The 21,659-nt window shown below is 50.1% G+C and carries 21 protein-coding genes; 15 read left to right on the forward strand and 6 right to left on the reverse strand.

Annotation, left to right across the window (positions count from 1 at the left end; all coding sequences use genetic code 11):
• Window positions 1–290 precede the first annotated feature (290 nt).
• From NYR52_RS05730 to NYR52_RS05785, 12 genes are all read left to right on the forward strand, one after another.
• Window positions 291–830 (forward strand): hypothetical protein, encoded by a 540-nt coding sequence (locus NYR52_RS05730; RefSeq protein WP_132220006.1) that lies wholly within the window; start codon window positions 291–293, stop codon window positions 828–830.
• Window positions 831–1,114: 284 nt separating this feature from the next.
• Window positions 1,115–2,407, forward strand: a complete 1,293-nt coding sequence (gene tig / locus NYR52_RS05735; RefSeq protein ID WP_022736009.1) for a trigger factor — start codon at window positions 1,115–1,117, stop codon at window positions 2,405–2,407.
• An 83-nt stretch (window positions 2,408–2,490) separates the two neighbouring features.
• A complete protein-coding gene (clpP, locus tag NYR52_RS05740; protein WP_022736010.1) occupies window positions 2,491–3,072 on the forward strand; it encodes an ATP-dependent Clp endopeptidase proteolytic subunit ClpP in 582 nt (193 codons plus the stop codon).
• 16 nt (window positions 3,073–3,088) lie between these two features.
• Window positions 3,089–4,357, forward strand: coding sequence for an ATP-dependent protease ATP-binding subunit ClpX (gene clpX, locus NYR52_RS05745; RefSeq protein ID WP_022736011.1), 1,269 nt, complete (start codon window positions 3,089–3,091; stop codon window positions 4,355–4,357).
• Window positions 4,358–4,517: 160 nt separating this feature from the next.
• Complete coding sequence (locus tag NYR52_RS05750; RefSeq protein ID WP_246026830.1) at window positions 4,518–5,654, forward strand: lipid II:glycine glycyltransferase FemX; 1,137 nt, start codon at window positions 4,518–4,520, stop codon at window positions 5,652–5,654.
• A 106-nt stretch (window positions 5,655–5,760) separates the two neighbouring features.
• Complete coding sequence (gene lonB / locus NYR52_RS05755; protein WP_132220007.1) at window positions 5,761–7,437, forward strand: ATP-dependent protease LonB; 1,677 nt, start codon at window positions 5,761–5,763, stop codon at window positions 7,435–7,437.
• Between the two features lie 151 nt (window positions 7,438–7,588).
• Window positions 7,589–9,934 carry an endopeptidase La gene (gene lon, locus NYR52_RS05760; protein ID WP_022736014.1) on the forward strand — a complete coding sequence of 782 codons (2,346 nt, stop codon included), beginning with the start codon at window positions 7,589–7,591 and terminating at the stop codon, window positions 9,932–9,934.
• Window positions 9,915–10,523, forward strand: coding sequence for a ribosome biogenesis GTP-binding protein YihA/YsxC (gene yihA, locus NYR52_RS05765; protein WP_022736015.1), 609 nt, complete (start codon window positions 9,915–9,917; stop codon window positions 10,521–10,523). Before lon ends, yihA begins: the two co-directional genes overlap by 20 nt.
• A gap of 34 nt (window positions 10,524–10,557) precedes the next feature.
• Entirely contained in the window at window positions 10,558–11,655 is a 1,098-nt protein-coding gene (locus tag NYR52_RS05770; protein WP_259436489.1) for a D-alanine--D-alanine ligase, read from the forward strand.
• A 169-nt stretch (window positions 11,656–11,824) separates the two neighbouring features.
• Window positions 11,825–12,055 (forward strand): hypothetical protein, encoded by a 231-nt coding sequence (locus NYR52_RS05775; protein ID WP_259436490.1) that lies wholly within the window; start codon window positions 11,825–11,827, stop codon window positions 12,053–12,055.
• A 60-nt stretch (window positions 12,056–12,115) separates the two neighbouring features.
• Window positions 12,116–12,718: an ABC transporter permease subunit gene (locus NYR52_RS05780; RefSeq protein WP_259436491.1), complete on the forward strand. Its 603-nt coding sequence runs from the start codon at window positions 12,116–12,118 to the stop codon at window positions 12,716–12,718.
• Complete coding sequence (locus NYR52_RS05785) at window positions 12,711–13,643, forward strand: ABC transporter permease (protein WP_259436492.1); 933 nt, start codon at window positions 12,711–12,713, stop codon at window positions 13,641–13,643. Before NYR52_RS05780 ends, NYR52_RS05785 begins: the two co-directional genes overlap by 8 nt.
• Window positions 13,644–13,659: 16 nt before the next feature.
• On the opposite strand, the gene map is transcribed toward NYR52_RS05785, so the two are convergent.
• From map to NYR52_RS05815, 6 genes are all read right to left on the reverse strand, one after another.
• Entirely contained in the window at window positions 13,660–14,415 is a 756-nt protein-coding gene (gene map / locus NYR52_RS05790; RefSeq protein ID WP_259436493.1) for a type I methionyl aminopeptidase, read from the reverse strand.
• A gap of 17 nt (window positions 14,416–14,432) precedes the next feature.
• Complete coding sequence (locus tag NYR52_RS05795; protein ID WP_132220012.1) at window positions 14,433–14,903, reverse strand: hypothetical protein; 471 nt, start codon at window positions 14,901–14,903, stop codon at window positions 14,433–14,435.
• A 157-nt stretch (window positions 14,904–15,060) separates the two neighbouring features.
• Window positions 15,061–15,885, reverse strand: a complete 825-nt coding sequence (locus NYR52_RS05800; protein ID WP_132220013.1) for an ABC transporter permease — start codon at window positions 15,883–15,885, stop codon at window positions 15,061–15,063.
• On the reverse strand, window positions 15,869–16,651 hold the full coding sequence (locus NYR52_RS05805; RefSeq protein ID WP_132220014.1) for an ABC transporter ATP-binding protein: 783 nt from the start codon (window positions 16,649–16,651) through the stop codon (window positions 15,869–15,871). The genes NYR52_RS05800 and NYR52_RS05805 overlap by 17 nt, the downstream gene beginning before the upstream one ends.
• Window positions 16,652–16,654: 3 nt before the next feature.
• Window positions 16,655–17,659, reverse strand: a complete 1,005-nt coding sequence (locus tag NYR52_RS05810) for an ABC transporter substrate-binding protein (RefSeq protein WP_132220015.1) — start codon at window positions 17,657–17,659, stop codon at window positions 16,655–16,657.
• Window positions 17,660–17,833: 174 nt separating this feature from the next.
• Window positions 17,834–18,547: a glycoside hydrolase family 25 protein gene (locus NYR52_RS05815; RefSeq protein ID WP_132220016.1), complete on the reverse strand. Its 714-nt coding sequence runs from the start codon at window positions 18,545–18,547 to the stop codon at window positions 17,834–17,836.
• Window positions 18,548–18,809: 262 nt separating this feature from the next.
• On the opposite strand from NYR52_RS05815, the gene hemA reads away from it, so the two are divergent.
• Genes hemA through NYR52_RS05830 form a run of 3 tightly spaced genes read left to right on the forward strand, consistent with a single transcriptional unit; the run spans window position 18,810 to window position 21,655 of the window.
• A complete protein-coding gene (hemA, locus tag NYR52_RS05820; protein WP_132220017.1) occupies window positions 18,810–20,153 on the forward strand; it encodes a glutamyl-tRNA reductase in 1,344 nt (447 codons plus the stop codon).
• Between the two features lie 14 nt (window positions 20,154–20,167).
• Window positions 20,168–20,983 carry a cytochrome C assembly family protein gene (locus tag NYR52_RS05825; protein ID WP_132220018.1) on the forward strand — a complete coding sequence of 272 codons (816 nt, stop codon included), beginning with the start codon at window positions 20,168–20,170 and terminating at the stop codon, window positions 20,981–20,983.
• A gap of 24 nt (window positions 20,984–21,007) precedes the next feature.
• The gene (locus tag NYR52_RS05830; RefSeq protein ID WP_132220019.1) at window positions 21,008–21,655 is read left to right on the forward strand and encodes a precorrin-2 dehydrogenase/sirohydrochlorin ferrochelatase family protein; all 648 of its coding nucleotides are present in this window, start codon (window positions 21,008–21,010) and stop codon (window positions 21,653–21,655) included.
• Window positions 21,656–21,659 lie beyond the last annotated feature (4 nt).

Here is a 21,659-nt window from a genome sequence, read left to right on the forward strand (position 1 = left end):
AGTGTCACATGAGAGGGGAGCAAGCGGAGCGAAGCACGTGGAGTCACTTTCACGCTTGCAGTACGAATGTGAGCAGACGCCTTCGTTTTCGGTGAAACGGAGGCGTTTCTACGTTCCAGCATCGTGTGCTTGTATAACGTCAGGATGGACTTCCGGGGCGTGTCTGATGAATAGTACATCCCAACTAACTTGATTTGCCTGACAGACCCCGGTCAAGATGATAATGCAGATCATTCTGATTACTGATATGATAGGGATAACTAATCAACGTCGCAAAGGAGGATTGACGGATGATCCGCCATTTGCACAAAATGCACTTGCAAGAGAAATGCGCTGTGGATATCACAGACTGGACGCGACGGATTGAGCAGGTGATTGAAAAGCTGGAGTGGTCGTTAAAGTACATCGAGGCGAACAAACAGAAGGCAATGAAGGCGTTGCAGGGAGCGGTGGAGCTAGAGCATACGCTACAAAATTCGGGGATTGAGGTGCAGAGTTTCCACTTGGGCACGGTAATTAAAGAAATTATCGAAAACTTCCTGGCGATTACCGATATGGATGACGCTTACCGGGATTTGATCGGGCTGAAAGATGAAGTGGCCAAGCACATCGAGCGAAAGCGCTACCAAGAAATCATCTCAGCAGAGGAATTGGCCGCGCTAGAATCGCTTCACATGGATCTGAACAGTTATGGAAAGCGGCTGAAAAAAGTATGGAGCAGCGAAGAGGTGAGCGGGATCGTCTACATTGTGGATGATGTCTTGGAGTTTTTGAAAGAGATGATCACGGAGGACATCGTCCATGTCAACCTTGCGCCAAAGCGATCTTGACCCCCCGCTGCTGTTTTTCCAGCGGGATCGGGTTGTGGAGTGGCATGGTATATCTTGGTTCATCCTTTACATCCCGACGCTCCTGAAGTAACATAAAGTAAGTTGGCAAGAAGGCTACATAACAACTTGTTTCTCCCCCTTTGCCCAAGGGGTTACGCCTGTTGACGTTGTTTTCTTGCAAAGCGGGCGCGCTGTGTTATAATGAAAGGGTTATTGTGGCTTTATTGACTACTTTGAAATCGGACTGATGTCAATCATTCATAGATTGCAGGAGGGTACAGTTAATGAAGGCAAGTTGGGAAAAAACAGAAACAAACAAAGGCGTACTTACAGTAGAAGCCGATGCACAAAAAGTGGCAGAAGCATTGGATCAAGCATTTAAAAAAGTCGTGAAACAAGTAAACATCCCAGGATTCCGCAAAGGGAAAGTTCCACGTCCCATCTTTGAAAAGCGTTTCGGTGTAGAGGCCCTCTACCAAGACGCGTTGGATATTCTGCTGCCGGAAGCTTATGAAGCAGCGGTAAACGAAACCGGCATCGAGCCAGTGGATCGTCCGGAGATCGACATCGAGCAATTGGAAAAAGGATTGCCTCTGATCTTCAAAGCGACGGTGACGGTGAAGCCGGAAGTAACTCTGGGCGAATACAAAGGACTGGAAGTAGAAGACAAAGATTTCTCCGTCAAACCGGAAGATGTGGATGCTGAATTGGAGAGAATGCGCAAGCAACAAGGCCAATTGGAAGCGATTGAAGACGGCGTAGTGGAAAACGGCGACCGTGTAATCATCGACTTTGAAGGATTTGTTGATGGTAAAGCCTTTGAAGGGGGCAAAGCCGAACGATATACCTTGGAAGTAGGTTCTGGCACATTCATCCCTGGGTTTGAAGACCAATTGGTTGGAATGAAAGTCGGCGAAGAGAAAGACGTTAACGTCACTTTCCCAGAAGAGTACCATGCGGAAGAGTTGAAAGGGAAACCAGCCACCTTCAAAGTGAAATTGCATGAAATCAAGCGTCTCAACCTGCCGGAGCTGGATGATGAATTCGCGCAAGATGTGAGCGAATTTGACACATTGGCTGAGCTGAAAGCTGACATCGAAAAAAACCTGAACGAAAGAGCGGCAAGAGAGAAAGAAAACTATATCCGTAATGAATTGGTAGAGCTGGCTTCGGAAAAAGCCGAAGTGGAAATTCCGGAAGTCATGATCGAAAATGAAGCCGAAAACATGTTGCACCAATTTGAACAACGCCTGATGCAACAAGGGCTTAACTTGGATCTGTACGCCCAATTCACTGGTCAGGATAAAGACGCACTGAAAGCGCAATTCAAAGATGATGCAGGCAAACGTGTACGTGCCAACTTGGTGTTGGAAGCGATCGCCAAAGCAGAAAACATCGAAGTAACTGAAGCAGACATCGAACAGGAAATCCAAGAAATGGCTAAAGAGATGAGCCGTGAGGCGGATGAAGTTCGCCGTATCTTGGAGGCACAAAACGCGCTGGAGTCCGTCAAAGAACAACTTCGCGTTAAGAAAACGATTGATCTACTTGTATCCGAAAGTAAAAATAAGGCATAATGGTGATAGGGAGTCAGGGAACGGGGCACGTGAAACTACGTGCCTTGTTTTAAAATTTGTAACTCCGAAATGAGGTGTTTCCTATGCCTTTAGTCCCAATGGTCGTGGAGCAGTCCAACAGGGGCGAACGTGCGTACGACATTTACTCCCGGCTATTGAAAGACCGGATCATCTTTCTGAGTGGTCCGATTGATGATAACGTCGCAAATCTCGTTGTAGCCCAATTGTTGTTTCTCAGCGCAGAAGACCCGGAAAAAGACATTCATTTGTACATAAATTCTCCCGGCGGCTCCGTGACGGCTGGCTTGGCTATCTACGATACCATAAACCATATCCAGCCCGATGTATCCACCATTTGTGTGGGCCTGGCGGCTAGCATGGGTGCTTTCCTGCTAGCGGCTGGAACCAAAGGGAAACGTTATGCCCTGCCAAACAGTGAAGTGATGATCCATCAACCACTGGGTGGCGCCAGAGGGCAAGCTTCCGACATAAAGATCCACGCGGATTGGATTTTGCGCACCAAAGACCAACTTAACAAAATTTTGGCTGAACGCACTGGGCAGCCATTAGATAAGATTGCGCGCGACACAGATCGTGACTTCTTTATGAGTGCCGAAGAAGCGAAAGAATACGGCCTCGTGGATCAGGTGATGGCACGGACTTAGGAAAGGGGTGAGAGACATGTTCAAATTCAACGAAGAAAAAGGGCAGCTCAAATGTTCCTTTTGCGGCAAATCGCAAGATCAAGTGCGCAAATTGGTCGCAGGTCCGGGTGTTTACATCTGTGACGAGTGCATTGAGCTGTGCAACGAAATAGTTGAAGAAGAACTGGGGAACGAAGAGGATATCGATCTGGCGAACTTGCCCAAACCGCAAGAGATTTGCCAAATCCTTGATCAATACGTCATCGGCCAGGAACATGCGAAAAAATCGCTGTCTGTCGCGGTGTACAACCACTACAAACGCATCAACTCACATACGGCCAAGTCGGATGAGGTGGAATTGCAAAAGTCCAACATCATGATGCTGGGTCCCACGGGGAGCGGGAAAACCTTGCTGGCCCAAACGCTGGCTCGCATCTTGAATGTTCCTTTCGCCATTGCCGACGCAACCTCACTCACGGAAGCGGGATATGTTGGGGAAGATGTGGAAAACATTCTGCTCAAACTGATTCAGGCTGCCGATTACGATATTGAAAAGGCCGAGCGCGGCATCATTTATATCGATGAAATCGACAAAGTGGCTCGCAAATCGGAGAACCCATCTATCACCCGTGATGTTTCAGGAGAAGGGGTGCAACAAGCACTGCTGAAGATTTTGGAAGGAACTGTTGCGAGTGTGCCTCCGCAAGGTGGTCGTAAACACCCGCATCAAGAGTTCATCCAAATTGACACCAGCAATATCCTGTTCATCTGTGGTGGCGCGTTCGATGGATTGGAGACCATCATTAAGCGCCGGATCGGTAAAAAAGTGATCGGTTTTGGCATGGATACGCAAACGGTCACCATGAAGCCGGGCGAGTTCTTGCGGATGGTTCTGCCGGAAGACCTGTTGAAATTCGGATTGATTCCGGAATTCGTCGGTCGTCTGCCGGTCATTTCCACCTTGGAACCGCTGGATGAAACCGCTTTGGTGCGCATTTTGACAGAGCCCAAAAACGCTCTTGTTAAGCAGTACCAAAAACTGCTCGAAATGGACAATGTTGAGTTGGAGTTCGAGATGGAGGCCTTGGAGGCGATTGCTCAAGAGGCCATCAAACGCAAAACGGGTGCGCGCGGCTTGAGAGCGATCATTGAGTCGATTATGCTTGATGTCATGTTTGAGCTGCCGTCCCGGGATGATGTCATCAAGTGCGTGGTTACCAAAGAAACGGTAGTCCATGGCGTGTCCCCCAAATTGATGACAAAAGAAGGACACGTTCTCAACAACAAACAAGAAGAAACTGCTTAGCCATAAAAGCGCGAAATTTGGCATCTGCTTTTCCAAGGCAGATGCTTTTTTCATTTAGTCGTGATATGTTAAAATGTAGGAGTTTCCATTCGACAATGGAGCGGTTCTACTGCTTGTATGGTAGGGCTGCTTTTTCGATAAAGAAAGAGGTGAAAGGGATATGTTGAAAATTGTTGCAATTGATCGTGAACGCTATATCAATTTTGTCAAAACCCAACCTTATCGCAATTTTTTGCAATACCCTTCATGGGCGGATCTCAAGCGGGAATGGCAATGGAATAGCGATTTCTTAGGCTGGGTAAACAAAGATGGCAAGATGGTTGGCGGCGCGGTTGTGCTGTACCGCAAAGTGCCAGGCATGAATAAATTTTTGGCATACATACCTCGTGGTCCGATTATCGACTGGTTTTCTGACCGCAACATGAAAGAATGGTTTGTTCCTTTGTTCAATCATTTGAAACAACGTCAAGTATTTAGCGTCAAAATGGATCCCCCGCTGGTGCGCCGGAAATGGTCTTGCGATACGATCAATCAATCCATCCAAGAATTCAAATCACACGGTTTGCGTGGGAGACGGTTGACGGATATCCGTCCGGATCAGGTGTTTAACGCGGTAGAATACGTTCAGCAGGAATTGGCTGACATGGGATGGCGGAAGCATGTGGTGGAAGACAGTTTTGAAACGGTGCAGCCGCAGTTCGTGTATCGGCTCAACATGAAAAACAAGACGCTGGAAAAAGTGTATAAAGGGTTCCATCCTTACTGGCAAAACCGTATCAAAAATGCGGAGCAGGACGGGATTCGCGTCCAATTGGGCACGGAGCGGGATTTGCCGGAATTTCACCGGCTACTGGCTTTAGCGGCAAAACGCGAAAAATCGCAAGTTCGCGATGTGTCTTATTTTGAAAAAATGTTTGAAACGTTGATATTGGAAGACCCTTATCGCGTTCGCCTTTATTTGGCCCGTAAGGGGGACAAGCTGTTGAGCACATCGCTTGCCGTGCGCGTCGACGGCCACACCTGGGATTTATATAACGCCCGGTTGAGTGAAACCATGGAAGAGCCTTCTCCTTATCTGTTGCGTTGGAAAATGATCCAAGATGCCTATCAGCAGGGAGACCGCATCTTTGATTTCCGTGGGATCAGCACCACGTTGGACGAGCACCACCCCAATTTTGAATTGTTGCATTTCAAAATGGGTTTTGGGGGCGAAGCGTGCGAAATGGTCGGCGAATGGGATTACCCGGTGATTCCGATGTTGCACTGGGCGTTTGACATGTATATGAAGCGGCGCTAGGACAGTGGGGAAGGAAATAAAAACATGAGTAGCCCTTCATGTTGGCGGTCATAATACAAAACAAAGAAACGGTGAGTTCCGCGAAGCAGAAAGGAATGGGCGTCAAATGAGTTGGACTGCTTTACTCATGTTTTTACAAGTGTTCTTCTCCATCGTCATCGGGTTATACTTTTGGAACTTGCTTAAAAGCCAACAGACACACCGTAGCGCCGTGGATCGCGAAGCCAAGAGGGAATTGGAGAAATTGCAATCCATGCGCAAGATTTCCCTTACGGAACCGTTGGCGGAAAAGACCCGGCCCTCGGAATTGAGCGAAATCATCGGGCAAGAAGAAGGGATACGCGCGTTGAAGGCGGCCATGTGCGGCCCCAATCCCCAACATGTGATCATTTATGGTCCGCCAGGGGTGGGCAAAACGGCTGCGGCGCGCATTATTTTGAAAGAAGCCATTAAAAATAGCGCTTCGCCCTTTACCCGGGACGCCAAATTCGTGGAGATCGATGCGACGACGGCACGGTTTGATGAAAGGGGCATCGCAGACCCGCTGATCGGTTCTGTGCATGACCCAATCTACCAAGGGGCGGGGGCGATGGGAGTCGCCGGCGTCCCCCAGCCCAAGCCCGGAGCGGTAACAAAAGCGCATGGGGGAGTTTTGTTCATCGATGAGATCGGTGAATTGCATCCGGTGCAGATGAATAAGCTCCTGAAAGTGTTGGAAGATCGCAAAGTTTTCTTCGAGAGCGCTTACTATAGCTCTGAAGATAGCAACACCCCCAGTCACATCCATGATATTTTTCAAAATGGGATGCCTGCTGATTTCCGACTGATCGGTGCCACCACTCGCACGCCTGCCGAAATCCCGCCGGCCATACGCTCCCGGTGCATGGAGATCTTTTTCCGTCCCTTGTTAGCCCATGAGATCGAACAAGTGGCCGAACAAGCGTTAAAACGCATCAATTTTGACTACGAGCCGGAAGCGGTTCAAGTGATTACCCGTTATGCGACGAACGGGCGTGACGCGGTAAACATCGTTCAAACAGCTGTCGGGCTTGTCTTGTCGGAAAATCGCCGAGTGGTTGAGGCGAGAGATGTGGAATGGGTTGTCCACAGCAGTCAGCTCAATCCGCGGCCAGAGCAGAAAATGCCGGTTGCTCCGCAAGTGGGATTGGTGACGGGATTGGCGGTGTACGGCCCTCATCTGGGCACCGTGATCGAGATTGAAGTGACAGCTACACCTGCAGAATCAGGCAAAGGGTGCATCCAGATCACCGGAGTGGTCGAAGAAGAAGAGATGGCCGGACGCGAGCGTACCATCCGTCGCAAAAGCATGGCTCGGGGTTCTGTTGAAAATGTGATCACTGTCTTGAGGCAAAGCACGAACCTGAATCCCGATGCTTATCATTTGCACATAAACTTCCCAGGCGGTATGCCGCTTGATGGCCCTTCGGCAGGGGTGGCGATCGCCACGGCTATTTATTCGGCAATCAAAAGGAAACCCGTAGATCATCGGTTGGCGATGACGGGTGAATTAAGCATACACGGCTATGTCAAGCCAGTGGGAGGGATCATAGCCAAAGTTGATGCGGCCAAACAAGCAGGTGCGACCAGAGTATTGATACCGCGTGAGAATATGCAATCCATTTTCGAGCACATGGAAGGGATTGAAGTGATTCCCGTAGAACGGATTGAAGCGGTATTGGATCTGGCACTTGTAGAGGAGGAAAAGCAGACCGAGGACGCGACAGTGCCGTCCGTGTTTGCCCCCACCTCGGCGCCAGTGTGATGTAAGTGCGGAATTGGCCTGGACAAACGTGCCAAGTCGGCCTCCCGCAGTGGGAATCCGACTTGGTTATGTCATAGACAAAACAAATCGAATAAGATAAAATCGTACAAAGTTATTCAGTTCCTTGAGTGTCAGCAACGGAGGTGCATGTATGGCTGTAAAAGAAGAGGAACGCACATTGCCTTTGCTCCCTTTAAGAGGGTTGATTGTCTTTCCGACAATGGTTTTGCATTTAGACGTGGGGCGGGAACGCTCTGTTCAAGCTTTGGAAAAGGCAATGGTTGATGATGAACATCATATTTTACTTGCGACACAAAAGGAAATTCAAATAGAAGAACCTTTGGCCGAAGACATTTATGAGATCGGCACGGTCGCCAAAGTGAGGCAGATGCTCAAATTGCCCAACGGCACCATTCGGGTTCTGGTGGAAGGGTTAAAAAGAGCCCGTATCAAGGAATATGTAGATTCAGAAGAATGTTATATCGTCACTTATGAAGAGTTGGCAGGCATAGATGAGGGAGATATGGACACGGAAGCCCTGATGCGCTCCGTATTGGACCATTTTGAACAATACTTGCGTCTGTCCAAAAAAGTCTCTCCTGAAACCTATTCTGTCGTGTCTGACATTGAAGAACCGGGACGCCTTGCCGATGTGATCACTTCTCATCTGCCCCTCAAGATTTCCGACAAACAGTCCATTCTCGAAACGATTGATGTCAAAGCACGTTTGGAAAAATTGCTCGCCATCATCCATAACGAGAAAGAAGTGCTGGAGCTTGAGAAGAAAATCAGTTCGCGCGTGAAAAAACAAATGGAAAAAACGCAAAAAGAATACTATCTGCGCGAACAGATGAAAGCCATTCAAAAAGAGTTGGGAGAAAAAGAAGGGCGCCTCGCCGAAGCGGAAGAGTTGCGTGAGAAGCTGGCAGAATTAGAGGCTTCGGAAGAGGTCAAAGAGAAGATCGAAAAAGAGATCGATCGTTTGGAGAAAATCCCGACCACATCTGCTGAAGGCGGCGTGGTGCGCACGTATATCGAGTGGTTGCTTGATCTGCCTTGGCAGCGGGTGACTGTGGACGATCTGGACTTGGCCAAAGCGGAAACCATCTTGGATGAAGACCATTATGGACTTGAAAAGGTAAAGGAACGGGTCTTGGAATACTTGGCCGTGCAGCAGATGGTGAAACAGTTGAAAGGGCCAATCCTCTGTTTGGCGGGTCCTCCCGGAGTGGGGAAAACGTCATTGGCACGTTCCATCGCACGGGCATTAAATCGTCATTTTGTGCGGATTTCCCTAGGCGGCGTGCGCGATGAAGCGGAAATTCGCGGCCACCGGCGTACCTACGTGGGTGCGATGCCCGGACGGATCATTCAGGGGATGAAGCAAGCCGGTAGCGCGAACCCCGTCTTCTTGTTGGACGAAATTGATAAAATGTCAATGGATTTCCGTGGTGATCCATCAGCGGCGTTGTTGGAGGTTTTAGATCCGAACCAAAACAACACATTCAGCGATCATTACATAGAAATTCCTTTTGACCTTTCCAAAGTGATGTTCGTAACCACGGCCAACGCTGTGCACAACATTCCACGCCCGCTTTTGGATCGGATGGAAGTGATTTACATCTCCGGGTACACTGAGCTGGAAAAGGAGCAAATTTCCAAATCGTACCTGATTCCCAAGCAACTGAAAGAACATGGGCTGACCAAAGAGCAATTGCAAATTCAGGGTGCGGCTACATTGAAGCTGATTCGCCATTATACCAGGGAAGCGGGCGTACGCAACCTGGAACGTACGATTGGTACATTATGCCGCAAAGCTGCCAAGCAGATTGTGTCAGGTAAGAAGAACAAAGTTGTTATCACGGCCAAGAATTTGGAAGAATACCTCGGCCCAGAAAAATTCCGGTATGGTCGGGCAGAAGAGACAGATCAAGTCGGCATGGCCACCGGTCTCGCTTGGACGGAGACAGGCGGCGATACGTTATCGGTTGAAGTCTCACTCTTGCCGGGCAAAGGAAAATTGACCTTGACCGGTCAACTGGGGGACGTGATGAAAGAATCAGCGCAAGCGGCGTTCAGCTTCATTCGTTCCCGGGCGGAAGCGCTCAACATCGACCCCGATTTTCATGAGAAAATGGATGTTCATGTTCATGTGCCGGAAGGAGCGATTCCCAAAGATGGGCCATCCGCCGGGATTACCATGGCTACCGCATTGGTGTCGGCCTTGACCAACATTCCGGTATCCCGCTTTGTGGCGATGACTGGGGAGATCACGTTGCGCGGACGGGTGCTACCGATTGGTGGATTAAAAGAGAAAGCGCTCAGCGCTCATCGAGCCGGCATTCAACATGTGATCATTCCAAAAGACAATGAAAAAGACCTGGAGGAAATTCCAAAAAGCGTTCGCAAAGATTTGGTTTTCACCGCGGTCAGCCAAATGGATGAGGTGTTGAAGTTGGCGTTAGTGAGGGATCCTTATGATCGTGAAAACAACTGAATTTGTGATAAGCGCTGTGAAGCCGGCGCAGTATCCAGACGACGCCCTGCCAGAATTCGCGCTGGCTGGGCGTTCCAATGTGGGCAAATCTTCGTTGATCAACTGCCTGATTCGGCGCAAAAACTTGGCCCGTACAAGTTCCAAGCCTGGCAAAACGCAGACGATCAACTTCTATAAGATCAATGATGCCTTATATTTTGCTGATGTGCCGGGCTACGGCTTCGCCAAAGTGCCTAAGAGCGTGCGCAATGCTTGGGGAAAGATGATGGAAACGTACCTGAGTCAGCGCGACGAGCTCAAGGCGGTGATTCAGGTGGTTGACTTGCGCCACCCGCCAAGCAATGATGATTACAATATGTATCAATACTTGAAGCATTTCGGCATTCCCACCATTGTTGTGGCAACCAAAGCGGATAAGATTTCAAAAGGGCAATGGCAGAAACATTTGAAAGTAATCAGAGAAGGGCTTGAGCTTCAAAAAGGAGATCCACTCATCTGCTTTTCTTCCGAAACGGGACAAGGGCGCGATGAAGTGTGGCGGGAAATCACCCAACGAATGGAAGAACAGAATGCAGAGCTAACCACATAAACATGAGTCATAACAGAAGAAGGGGTGGGGAAGGATGAGCAAGAAATTACGGGTGGCCGTACTGTTTGGAGGAAAATCGGGAGAGCATGAGGTCTCTTTGGCTTCGGCTTCTTCAGTGATGAAAGCGATGGATCACGAGAAATACGACATCATACCCATCGGTATCACTCAAGAAGGATCGTTCCTCTTGGGGCAAGCTGCATTGCCGATGTTGGAAGGAAAGGCGGAACAGGCGGAGATCAACCGCTTGCAACAGCTGATGCCCGCCGTGACGACCGGGACGCATGCATTGCCTGCGTTTCAGCGAGAAGAGATCGATGTCGTGTTTCCGGTATTGCATGGTACTTACGGGGAAGACGGGACGATTCAAGGATTTCTGGAGATTGCCAACATCCCTTACGTAGGTGCTGGTGTACTGGCTTCCAGCGTTGGTATGGATAAAGCCGTTTCCAAAAAGGTGTTTGCCGAAGCCGGCTTGCCACAGGCCAACTATGTCTCTTTCTTGAAGGCTGACTTGGTGCGCAATCAAGAAGCGGTGCTTGCGCGCATCGAAAAGGAATTGGGTTACCCTTGTTTTGTCAAACCGGCTAATCTCGGTTCCAGTGTGGGGATTTCCAAAGCGAGAAACCGTGAGGAACTGATCGAGGCGCTCGCTTTGGCGTCGGCGTATGACCGGAAAATCGTGGTCGAAGAATTTGTGCCGGCTCATGAAGTGGAAGTTGCGGTATTAGGCAATGACGAACCGGAAGCTTCTGTGCCGGGAGAAATTGTCTCGTCCAATGAGTTTTATGATTACAAAGCAAAATATATTGATGGCAAATCGGTCATGCGCATTCCCGCTGAACTGCCTCAAGACACCGCCGAGCAACTGCGCGAAATGGCGATTCGCGCGTTTAAGGCCATTGATGGTAGCGGACTGGCGCGGGTGGACTTCTTCATCCGCAAAGACACGGGTGAGATCTTGTTGAACGAAATCAACACGATGCCAGGGTTTACCCAATTCAGCATGTATGCAAAATTGTGGGAGCATTCCGGCTTGACCTACGCGGAACTGGTAGACAAATTGATCCAGCTGGCCCTGGAACGATATGAGGAAAAAAGCCAGCTTCGCACCGACTTTGCCGCTGAATAACAACAAGAGACCCCTTTTCCATTTGGAAAGGGGGTTTTTTGTGTTTTGTTGCAATATACAAGGGAGGCAAGCGGCCGAGTGGAAAGGCTATTTGAAAAAATGAAAAAGAATTTATATGTTATATTGGAATTGTTTGATATTTATAACAATAAAGGCAGGAGTCGATCTTATGATACGCCGTTGGAGTTCGTCTTTCTTTGCCGTGCTGGCGCTGGTCTTTTTGTTGGCGCTGTGCCCTTTGCTGCCGTTTGGAGAGATAGTGGAGCCAACTAAGCAGATTCAATCGGTTAGTCAAGCAATTCACTCGGTGGTTGACTATTTCGCTTGCATTTATAGTGGCGAAAGTTTGATGTATAACCGATTACATAACTTGGAGCTGGTGCATGAAAATTTCTTGTAGGTGGTTTGGCCGCTGTTTTGGTATTCTTGCGCTTATGTGGGCGGAGCCGGGGTGATCGCCTTGTTTCTTGGGATCTGGGTGGGAGTGCGGTTTGCCAGTTCCACAGGTTGGTTGAAAGAAGTGGTGGGGTTTTGCAATGTAGTTCCCGATCTCATGATGGCCATGACATTGCAATTATTGGTCATCTGGGTGTATAAGCGAACAGGAGTGCTGCTCGCCAATGTGATGACCATCGAGCAAGAAGAGGCGGTGTTGTTGCCGATATTGGTGTTATTTATCTTGCCTTTTGTCTACGTTGTGCGTCTGGTTTCCCATCTCACTTATGCCGAATTGAGCAAAGAGTATGTATTGTTAGCCAAAGCAAAAGGCATTCCGCGCTCGGCCATTCTCAACAGGCATGTCTTGCGCAATGTGTTGCCACAGGTAAGGGCACACTTGCCCCAATTGGTGTCCGCGATGATCGGAAGTATGATTGTTGTGGAGCAGTGGATGAACGTTAATGGTGTGGGTTGGTTTATTCTGCATAAGTTTGAGATTACGCCACTGCTTACCTATCCAGTGTTGGTCAATTCGCTGTTCCTGTTGGTCATCTTGTTTATGTGCCTTTACGGCTTGATGCGGCTGGCATTTTCGCTGATTGTCAGGGGGGTAGCTCATGATTAAACGGAAATTACGCCGTCCAGTCGCTTTTTATACAGGAATGGGGTTGCTTTTATTATTGTCGCTGGTGGCGCTCATCGGGCCGTGGGTGATTCCCTACTCTCCTCATCAAATGTTTTTGCTCCCCGTCAGGGCTGGGGAAATCGTCGGGCCGCCAGAACTTCCTTCGGAGAGGCATTGGTTCGGGACGGATGCGTTTGGTCGCGATATGTTGACGTTGGTTCTGTTGGGGCTGCGTTACACATTGCTGACCGTTTTGTTGGTAGCGGGGCTTCGCATCTTGTTTGGTGGGATGATTGGCGTACTAAAAGGATTGTCCCCGCAGGCAGGGAAGCGCCGCCTGGATGGTACGCTGATGCGGGTAGCCCGGCTATTCCCAGTGTTTTTCATTGCTTTTTTTCTGTTGTTTAACATCAACCAAATGGAAAGTGTGGAGGTGCTGACCATCGCCTTGATTCAACTGGCGGTGTTGGTGTTGATCGGGATCCCACAGGTGGCACATATTTTTAAAGCATATGTGATTGAATGGAAGGGGCAAGCGTTTGTGGAGGCCTCGAAACTCATGGGTGGCAGCAAATGGTGGCTAGCGCGTAAGCACTTGTGGCCGTGGTTGAAAGATGTGTGTGCTTTGTTTATGTTTCAGGAATGTATCCTGGTGTTAAATTTGTTGGGACAACTGGGGGTGTTGGGGGTTTTTGTCGGCGGAATGATTCGCATAGAAAATGTGTTTGAACGGGAACATGCGATCACTCGTTCATTTGAGTGGGCGGGATTGTTGACGCAGAACAAAAGCTTTGTCATTTCTTATCCGGAAATTATCCTGATCCCGGTTGGATTGTTTCTGTTGTTGCTGTTTTCATTATATTTGGTGTCGCGGGGGCTGGAGCGGGGTTACCAGCGGGAGCGAGAGGAATATCCATACGTGTGAAGCGGGCGCTTTTTTGTCAGGCGCCCGCTTCGCCTTGATCAGTTAGAATCTCCGGGCCGTCTTTGGTGATGGCGATGGTGTGTTCATACTGGGCCGCGAGACTGCCGTCCACAGTTTTGGCTGTCCAGCCATCTGCTGCAATGGTGACATGATGGTTGCCCAACGTCAGCATCGGTTCAATTGTGATCACCATGCCTTCTTTTAGCAATGGGCCTTGGTGGGGTGGCCCGTAGTGGGGCACTTCCGGCTCTTCATGGATGCGCTGCCCGATCCCGTGGCCGATAAACGGGCGAACGACGCCATACCCTTTAGATTCAGCAAAAGTTTGGATCGCGTGGGAGATGTCTCCGACGCGGTTTCCCACTTGTGCTTGGGCGATGCCGCGGTACAGTGATTCTTTGGTGACTTCTAGCAACCGTTGCGCAGCTTCGCTGATCGTGCCGACGGGGTAAGTCCAAGCCGAATCGGCCAACCAGCCGTTATAGTTCACCACCATGTCGATAGTTACGATATCTCCTTCTGAGAGTGGGGTTTTGCGGGGAAATCCGTGGCAGACTTCATCATTGATGGAAGCGCAAGTGGCATAAGGATAGCCCATGTATCCTTTTTGCTCTGGGGTGGCCCCGTGCCGCTTTAAATAGGATTCTACCCATTGGTCGATGTCCCAAGTGGAAACGCCCGGGCGGATGCGTTTGCGAATTTCCCGGTGGCAGGCAGCCAAAATTCGGCCGGCTGTTCGCATGTGACGAATCCCTTCCGATGATTTGCTCATTGGCTTGACTCCTCGCATTATTTTTTGGACAAGAAGATCAATCCCAAAACGACAATAAAAACCGGCCAATAGTTGTGCAAAACGGTGGTGACAGGGGAAACGATCGGCAGTTCCGTGACACCCGGATAAGCGACCACACCTGTCAAGACCAAGATGCCGCCCACGATCCCGCTCATGTTGTGTTTGGTAAGGAGGTACTGTAACAAGACGGACAAACCGACGAAGACGAGCAGGATACTCCAGTGGTTGGGCCAGCCATCTACATATTTTATGCCCCAGACCGACAATCCGAGAAAGGCAATTAACCCAGCCCATAAGGCCAAGGAGCCGATTCGTTTTAGAAAAGCGACAAATAGCAAGATCGCTCCGATTAAAAACATGATAAAGGGCCAGGTAATAAATGATTGGAGCGGAGCGAGTTCAAATTTGGTTACCAACAACAAGGCTCCGCCAAGGATCAGGATAAATCCGATCAGCTTTGATTGCATGAAAAGCGTCTCTCCTTGAAGATCAGTAGATTTTTCCTTTTCCATCTTATCACAATTCAGAGACGAGTCAGGACAGAAAAATGAAAAACGAGGTGGCGTCGGTGTCAGACGTCCCCCCCGTTTTTATCCGATAATTTGGTTGCCGGCGACCACTACATCAACCGCGCTGACGGTGGCGCAACAACCGGGCTTCCAACCAAGCGATCAATTGGTACATTACAGTAGCGATGATGGCCACTACCACCAAGCTCAACATGACCAGATTGAGATTGAACACTTGGAATCCATAAATGATCAAATAACCAAGTCCTGCTTTGGACACCAGGAATTCGCCGACGATCACTCCCACCCAGGCTAATCCCACATTTACTTTTAAAGCGGCAATCATGTCGGGGATGCAGGCAGGGAAGATGATTTTGCGGAAGATTTGGCTGCGGGTGGCGCCAAACGAGCGGGCCAGGTGCAGATAGCTCTCATCCACGCTCTGGAAGCGGGTGTAGATGACCAAGGTAGTAATGATGATCGTGATAGCGACGGCCATGGCCAGGATGGAGGCGCCATTGGCACCCAATGTCACAATAAACAAAGGACCTAAGGCCACTTTGGGCATGCTGTTTAAGATGACGAGGTAAGGGTCAAGCACGCGTGACAGAAACGGAGATGCCCAAATGCATGTGGCCAAGCTAATCCCACCGACAGTGCCCAGGATGAATCCGGCGGCTGTCTCCAATGATGTCAAACCGATGTGATGGAACAGTTCGCCTGCCGTTGCCAATTGTACCGCCTGCGACCAGATGAGAGACGGACTACTGAAGAGAAACGGATCAATCCAGCCGACACGGGCCGCCCCTTCCCACACTGCCACAAAGGCGATGAAGAGCAGGATGCGAAGGACCCATACCCATGTTTGCCGGATGCGGAGCCGACGCAGGTAAAGGGCGTGATGGGGACTTGCCGCACCGCGCTCAAGCCAGCTTTTCAATGCGATTCACCTCCCGCCACAACTCGCTAAACAACGAACGGAAGGATGGATGGGCTCTCGCTTCCAGAGGGGGAAGCGCGCGGATGTCTTCCGGAATCGGGAGTGTGTACCTGATTTGCCCCGGTCGTCCGCCTATGACGAGGACGCGGTCTCCGATGGCGATCGCTTCCTCCAGATCGTGGGTGACCAATATGGCCGTTTTCTGTTGCTCTTTCAACACGTTTGTCAGCAGGTGCTCCAAGTGGATTTTGTTTTGGATATCCAGTGCAGAGAAGGGTTCATCTAATAGCAGAAGATCGGGGCGTACCGCCAAGGTGCGAACGAGGGCCACGCGTTGCCGCATGCCTCCTGACAGTTGGTGGGGGTAGTGGTGGGCTACATGGGATAAGCCCATTTCATCCAGAAGCCGGTGTGTGTCGGCGATCGCCGCGGCGGTGGCTTGTCGGCGAAGTTCCAAGCCGAGGATCATGTTTTGTGCGACGGTGCGCCATGCCAGCAGTCCGTCTTTTTGCAGCATATAGGCGATTCGGGGAGAAGGGCTGTTCACCGGGTCACCGAACAACTGAATGCGCCCGCTGGCGGGGGTAATTAATCCTGCGATCAGAGAGAGGATGGTGCTCTTGCCACATCCGCTAGGGCCGACCAAGACCACGAATTCCCCGCGTTGGACGGTCAGGGAGAGCGAGCGGATGGCGGTTACCTCTTCCGTCTTGGTAAAGTAAGTGTGCGTGAGGTCTTCAATCTGTACCGCGTAGTCCGAGACCATGTTTTATCCCTCCTTTACCACGTGGCTAGCGATTTCCGTATTGACCAGCTCACTGTAAGGAATGGATTTGGGCAGTTCCCCGCTTTCTTTCATAATGCGTAACAGGTGATTGTACTCTGGCTCCTCAATCATCGGGGAAGTGGCATAGGACTGTTGCTCTTGATAACGTTTTACGACGCGGATCAGGATGTCTTTGCTGGTGTCGGGGAAATGACTTTGGATGGCGGTGGCCACTTCTTCAGCGGAGTGGGAAGCGACCCATTGTTGTGCTTGATAGATGGCGCGGGTGAAACGTCGGGCCAAATCAGGATGTTGCGCAAGCCATTTCTCTTTGGCGAGATAACAGGTATATGGCAGGCGTCCGCTGTCTTTGCCGAAAGAAGCCACAATGGTTCCTTTGCCGGCTTGCTCGATTTTGGAGGCAGTGGGTTCAAACAGTTGGGCGAAATCGCCAGTTCCTGCGAGAAACGCATTGCCCAAGTTTTTGAAGTCTACATTCTGGATGATGTTAACATCCTGATGAGGGGCTAAGCCATTGATGCGTTGTACATATTCGCTCACCATCTGGGGCATCCCCCCACGCCGCTGGCCGAGCAGTTTTTTTCCTTTTAACATGCTCCATTTGAATGAGGAAATGGGTGTCCGCGAGACGAGGAATGTCCCATCGGTTTGTGTCAGTTGAGCAAAGGCGTTGACGGGTTGGTTGGTGGAGCGGGCGGTCACATAAATGGCTGCTTCAGCACCGACCAAAGCAATATCGGCATCACCAGAGAGCAGGGTCGCCATCGTTTTGTCGCCACCGTTGCCGTTGGTTAACTCGATGTTAAGCCCTTCCTGTTTAAAAAAGCCCTTGCTCAGAGCGACGTATTGTGGGGCATAAAAGAGGGAATGCGTCACCTCGACCAGTCGGATTTGATTCGACGGGGCAGAGGGGGAACAGGCGGCGAGCAGACAAGCGATGCAGATTATCAACAACCGGATGCAAAACGGTTTGATTTTCTTTGCCATCAAACGCCACCTCTTTTTCATTGGATTAATTTCATTTTGACATTTCCGGCGAAATTTGACAAGAAATTGGCAATATTCTGCTGTTTAATCCGTTTTCATAGCTTAAATGAAGGGGAAGGCGATGCCGAAAGATTAACATTGTCCTCTTCCCCGTCCAAGCCAGTTTAGGAGGTTTCACTTCGCGGTGGTGAATTGTTGTAGAAACTCGTCAAGTTCCCCATGATAGGCATTGATGTCCACATATGTGTCGATGCCTCGGATACGTCCGCGGTTGCAGTATTGCCAGAAAAGCCAATCCCGGTTTAAGGTAGGGAATTTTTTGATGTCGCGGATCCAGATGGGATGAGTCGGGAAGCTCGACGCGATGTATTGCCCGTATGTATCATACGTCACATAAAGGATTGGTTTTTGGCCATAGTGTTGTTCCAAGCGCTGGGAGAGCACCATCAACTCCTGATGCACTTTCTGTCGGTCGTGGTTTAAGTGAATTTCCACATCGATCACAGGGGGCAGGCTGTCAGGCTCTTTGGGGACGGTACGGATAAAATTGTCCGCCTGCCGCGCGCCTGGGCTTTGCATGGAGAAAAAATGGTAAGCGCCTACGAGCAATCCCTGTTTTTTCGCCTCCCGCCAATTTTCCTTAAAGCGTTTGTCAATGAAGTCTTGGCCTTCAGTGGCTTTGATAAACACGAAGCGAAAATCATGTTCGGCCCGGACCGTTTGCCAATCAATGACGCCCTGGTGATGGGAAACGTCTAAGCCTTTTACTTGATAAGGCCACGCAAACAGGTCATTGTGCCAAATGATTCCAAAGTATTCGAGTGCGGCGGCGAGGGCCAACAGAACAAAAGCGATTGGGATGAGGATGTAGCGTAGATAAGATCTCATAGCAGTTTCCCTCTCTATGATGTCAACTTATATTGTAAAGAGAAGTACTTGTTGAACAAGTTGGCAAGGGAGCAAAAAGATGAACAATGACCGACAAATTCTCCGATTGCGATGCCGCCAGCTGTCCGGCCCTTCAAAATCTGTTCACAGCCCAGAACTTGGGATTGAAAAAGGTTGTGCTATAATGTAATTTGATTAAGAATGATTTTTTCGACCAGCTTAGCCCGAAAAGCGGCTAAACTGAAGTTCGGGGTGACAAAGCATGCATACGCTAGTAATTGGTTTAAACCATAAAACAGCTCCAGTGGAGATCAGAGAACAGTTTGCGTTTCAGGAAGACCGGCTTCAGCTAGCGCTAAAGAGTTTGCGGGACATGAAGAGTGTGCTCGAATGTGTCATTGTCAGCACTTGCAACCGCATGGAACTGTATGTGGTCGCTGACCAACTGCACACAGGAGAGTATTATGCGAAAGCCTTTTTGGAAAGCTGGTTCCGGTTGCCCAAAGAGGGGTTTGTTGAACACCTTTATGTGAAAGCGAATCAAGAAGCTGTGCGTCATCTGTTCCACGTTGTGTGCGGAATGGATTCGCTCGTGTTGGGAGAGACGCAGATTCTGGGGCAAGTGAAGCAAGCGTTCCTGACCGCCCAGCAGACGGGGACGACGGGAACACTGTTTAATTCGTTGTTCAAACAAGCGGTCACGTTTGGAAAACGTGTCCACTCGGAGACCGAAATTGGACAGAACGCCGTGTCCGTCAGTTATGCGGCGGTTGAATTGGGCAAGAAAATGTTTGATTCTTTTTCCGGCAAAACGATTCTGTTGATCGGAGCCGGAAAGATGAGTGAGCTCACCGCCAAGCATTTTCATGCAATCGGTGCCAATCGGGTGTTGGTGGTCAACCGCACGCTCAGCAAAGCGGAGGAATTGGCGCGCAAGTTTCAAGGTGAGGCCCGGACATGGGACGAGCTGATTCCCTCTCTGTTAGAGGCGGATATCGTTGTGAGCTCGACCGGCGCCAAGGAACCTGTATTGACTAGAGCGATGGTAGAACCTGTGCTCAAGAAGCGCCGCTCCCCTTTGTTCCTGATTGATATTGCGGTGCCGCGGGACATCGATCCGGCGATCCATGAGCTCGACCAAGTGTTTTTGTATGACATTGATGACTTGAACGGAATCGTTGACGCCAATATGGCGATCAGGGAACAAGAGGCGGCCAAAGTGCGGCTGTGGATCGAAGAAGAATTGCGGCAGTTTAACGAGTGGCTTGACACACTTGGGGTGGTTCCGCTCATAACTGCTTTACGCGATAAGGCACTTGCCATCCAAGAAGAGGCAGTGTTGCGGATCGAACGCAAACTTCCGGAATTGACGGAGAAGGAGAAGCGTGTGATCCGCAAGCACACCAAAAGCATTGTCAACCAATTGATGCGTGATCCCATTGTGCGTGTCAAGGAGTTGGCAACGTCCCCTCAAAAAGAGTTGGCGCAAGAGATGTTCGTCGCATTGTTCGCGCTTGAAAAACAGCTGAATGCGGAGCAGGAACAAGAAGAGTCTGATTCTGTCGAGCTTCCTAACACGGCAGCGCTTGCCAGCGGAAACGCTTAAAGGGGGAGGCGCCTTTGTTCCAAGAGCGTTGGATCGTCGATTTCATGGTGTACGTCTATGCGATCAGCTTGGCGTTTTCATTTGCCGATTTGTTGCGCCCTAGCAAGCGGTTGGAACAATTGTCCATCCTCTTTTTGTCAGGGGTGTGGGTCTTACAGACCATCGTGTTGGTCGTACAGCGATTGGCGCTGATTCCCATTTCTGCAAGTATTGACGCTTTGTCCATTTATAGTTGGGTATTGATCAGCTTTACCCTGGTCATGCATTTTGTGTATCGGATGTCCATTCTTTTCTTTATCGCCAACTCTTTGAGTTTTATCATGCTGGCCATCCATCTTTTTTTTGTGAGATCATCATCACCCGTGATGGAGAAGCTGCTGCTGTCGGAATTGGTTTTTTTGCACGTGACGCTAGCAATGATGGCCAACGCGTTTTTCTCTTTGGCCAGCATTGGAGCGGGGCTTTATTTGGTGAACAATTATTTGTTGAAACAAAAAAAATGGAATGATTTGTTGCGGCGTCTTCCCAGTCTCGATCGTTTACAAGGGATGTCGGCCTGGCTGTTAGTATTGGGCACCAGCCTGTTGTTGACAGCCATGACGTTGGGGGCGATTTACGCGTACCAAACAATCGGCGCCCAGTTTTGGGAAGATGCCAAGGTGTGGAGTTCGCTCTGGGTGTTGGCGCTGTACGCATTCATCTTGTGGAAGTGGGCGAGGCGCCAGTGGCACGGTCGCAAGTTGGCTTGGTGGACGCTGTTATCCCTGTTTGCCGTGTTGAGCAATTATATCATCACACGCGCCGGTTTTTCATTTCATCACTGGATATGATTCGGGCGATAAGGGGTTCAGGAGATGAAAAAATACTATCCCATGATGGTAGACATCAACGGATTGCGCTGTCTGGTGGTAGGGGGCGGCAAGGTGGCCGAAAGAAAAACGCGAGGGCTACTCGATGCGGGAGCTTTGGTCACCGTGGTGAGTCCAAAGCTGACTCCTCAGTTGGCGCAATGGGCGGACACCGGTGAGATTGAGTGGCGGCGTCGCCTTTATCGGCGGGAAGACCATGAGGGATGCCGTTTGGTTATCGCTGCGACTGACCAAGCGGAGGTCAACGTGCAGATCCGCCACGAAGCCGACGCGCGCGGCCAGTGGGTGAATGTAATCGACCATCCAGAGCTGTGCACGTTCACCGTTCCCGCGACGGTGACGAGGGGCAAGCTCTGCATTGCCGTTTCCACCGGCGGGGCCAGCCCTTCCCTGGCCCAAACAATACGCGACCAATTGGCGTCGATGTATGGGGAAGAGTATGAATTGCACTTGGAGTTGCTTCAAGAAATGCGCGGGATCATTCAACAACGCGTACCGGTACCCAAAGAACGGTACCGATTGATGAAAGAATTGGCCGGCGAAGAATGGTTGGAAGAGTGCCGGGCCAATCCGGAGAAAGTGCGGAACAAGATGTATCAGTGGTTGGATCACGCCTTGTCCCCGCAAACCTAGAATG

It is taken from the genome of Laceyella sacchari, from assembly GCF_024927925.1.
GTDB lineage: Bacteria > Bacillota > Bacilli > Thermoactinomycetales > Thermoactinomycetaceae > Laceyella > Laceyella sacchari.

Bases quoted from the DNA above. Each gene is read 5' to 3' on its own strand.
- tig (WP_022736009.1), top strand. From the start codon at position 1,115: ATGAAGGCAAGTTGGGAAAAAACAGAAACAAACAAAGGCGTACTTACA.
- NYR52_RS05750 (WP_246026830.1), top strand. From the start codon at position 4,518: ATGTTGAAAATTGTTGCAATTGATCGTGAACGCTATATCAATTTTGTC.
- clpX (WP_022736011.1), top strand. From the start codon at position 3,089: ATGTTCAAATTCAACGAAGAAAAAGGGCAGCTCAAATGTTCCTTTTGC.
- NYR52_RS05730 (WP_132220006.1), top strand. From the start codon at position 291: ATGATCCGCCATTTGCACAAAATGCACTTGCAAGAGAAATGCGCTGTG.
- clpP (WP_022736010.1), top strand. From the start codon at position 2,491: ATGCCTTTAGTCCCAATGGTCGTGGAGCAGTCCAACAGGGGCGAACGT.
- NYR52_RS05770 (WP_259436489.1), top strand. From the start codon at position 10,558: ATGAGCAAGAAATTACGGGTGGCCGTACTGTTTGGAGGAAAATCGGGA.
- NYR52_RS05795 (WP_132220012.1), bottom strand. From the start codon at position 14,903: ATGCAATCAAAGCTGATCGGATTTATCCTGATCCTTGGCGGAGCCTTG.
- lonB (WP_132220007.1), top strand. From the start codon at position 5,761: ATGAGTTGGACTGCTTTACTCATGTTTTTACAAGTGTTCTTCTCCATC.
- map (WP_259436493.1), bottom strand. From the start codon at position 14,415: ATGAGCAAATCATCGGAAGGGATTCGTCACATGCGAACAGCCGGCCGA.
- yihA (WP_022736015.1), top strand. From the start codon at position 9,915: ATGATCGTGAAAACAACTGAATTTGTGATAAGCGCTGTGAAGCCGGCG.
- NYR52_RS05775 (WP_259436490.1), top strand. From the start codon at position 11,825: ATGATACGCCGTTGGAGTTCGTCTTTCTTTGCCGTGCTGGCGCTGGTC.
- NYR52_RS05830 (WP_132220019.1), top strand. From the start codon at position 21,008: ATGAAAAAATACTATCCCATGATGGTAGACATCAACGGATTGCGCTGT.
- NYR52_RS05815 (WP_132220016.1), bottom strand. From the start codon at position 18,547: ATGAGATCTTATCTACGCTACATCCTCATCCCAATCGCTTTTGTTCTG.
- NYR52_RS05785 (WP_259436492.1), top strand. From the start codon at position 12,711: ATGATTAAACGGAAATTACGCCGTCCAGTCGCTTTTTATACAGGAATG.
- hemA (WP_132220017.1), top strand. From the start codon at position 18,810: ATGCATACGCTAGTAATTGGTTTAAACCATAAAACAGCTCCAGTGGAG.
- NYR52_RS05810 (WP_132220015.1), bottom strand. From the start codon at position 17,659: ATGGCAAAGAAAATCAAACCGTTTTGCATCCGGTTGTTGATAATCTGC.
- lon (WP_022736014.1), top strand. From the start codon at position 7,589: ATGGCTGTAAAAGAAGAGGAACGCACATTGCCTTTGCTCCCTTTAAGA.
- NYR52_RS05805 (WP_132220014.1), bottom strand. From the start codon at position 16,651: ATGGTCTCGGACTACGCGGTACAGATTGAAGACCTCACGCACACTTAC.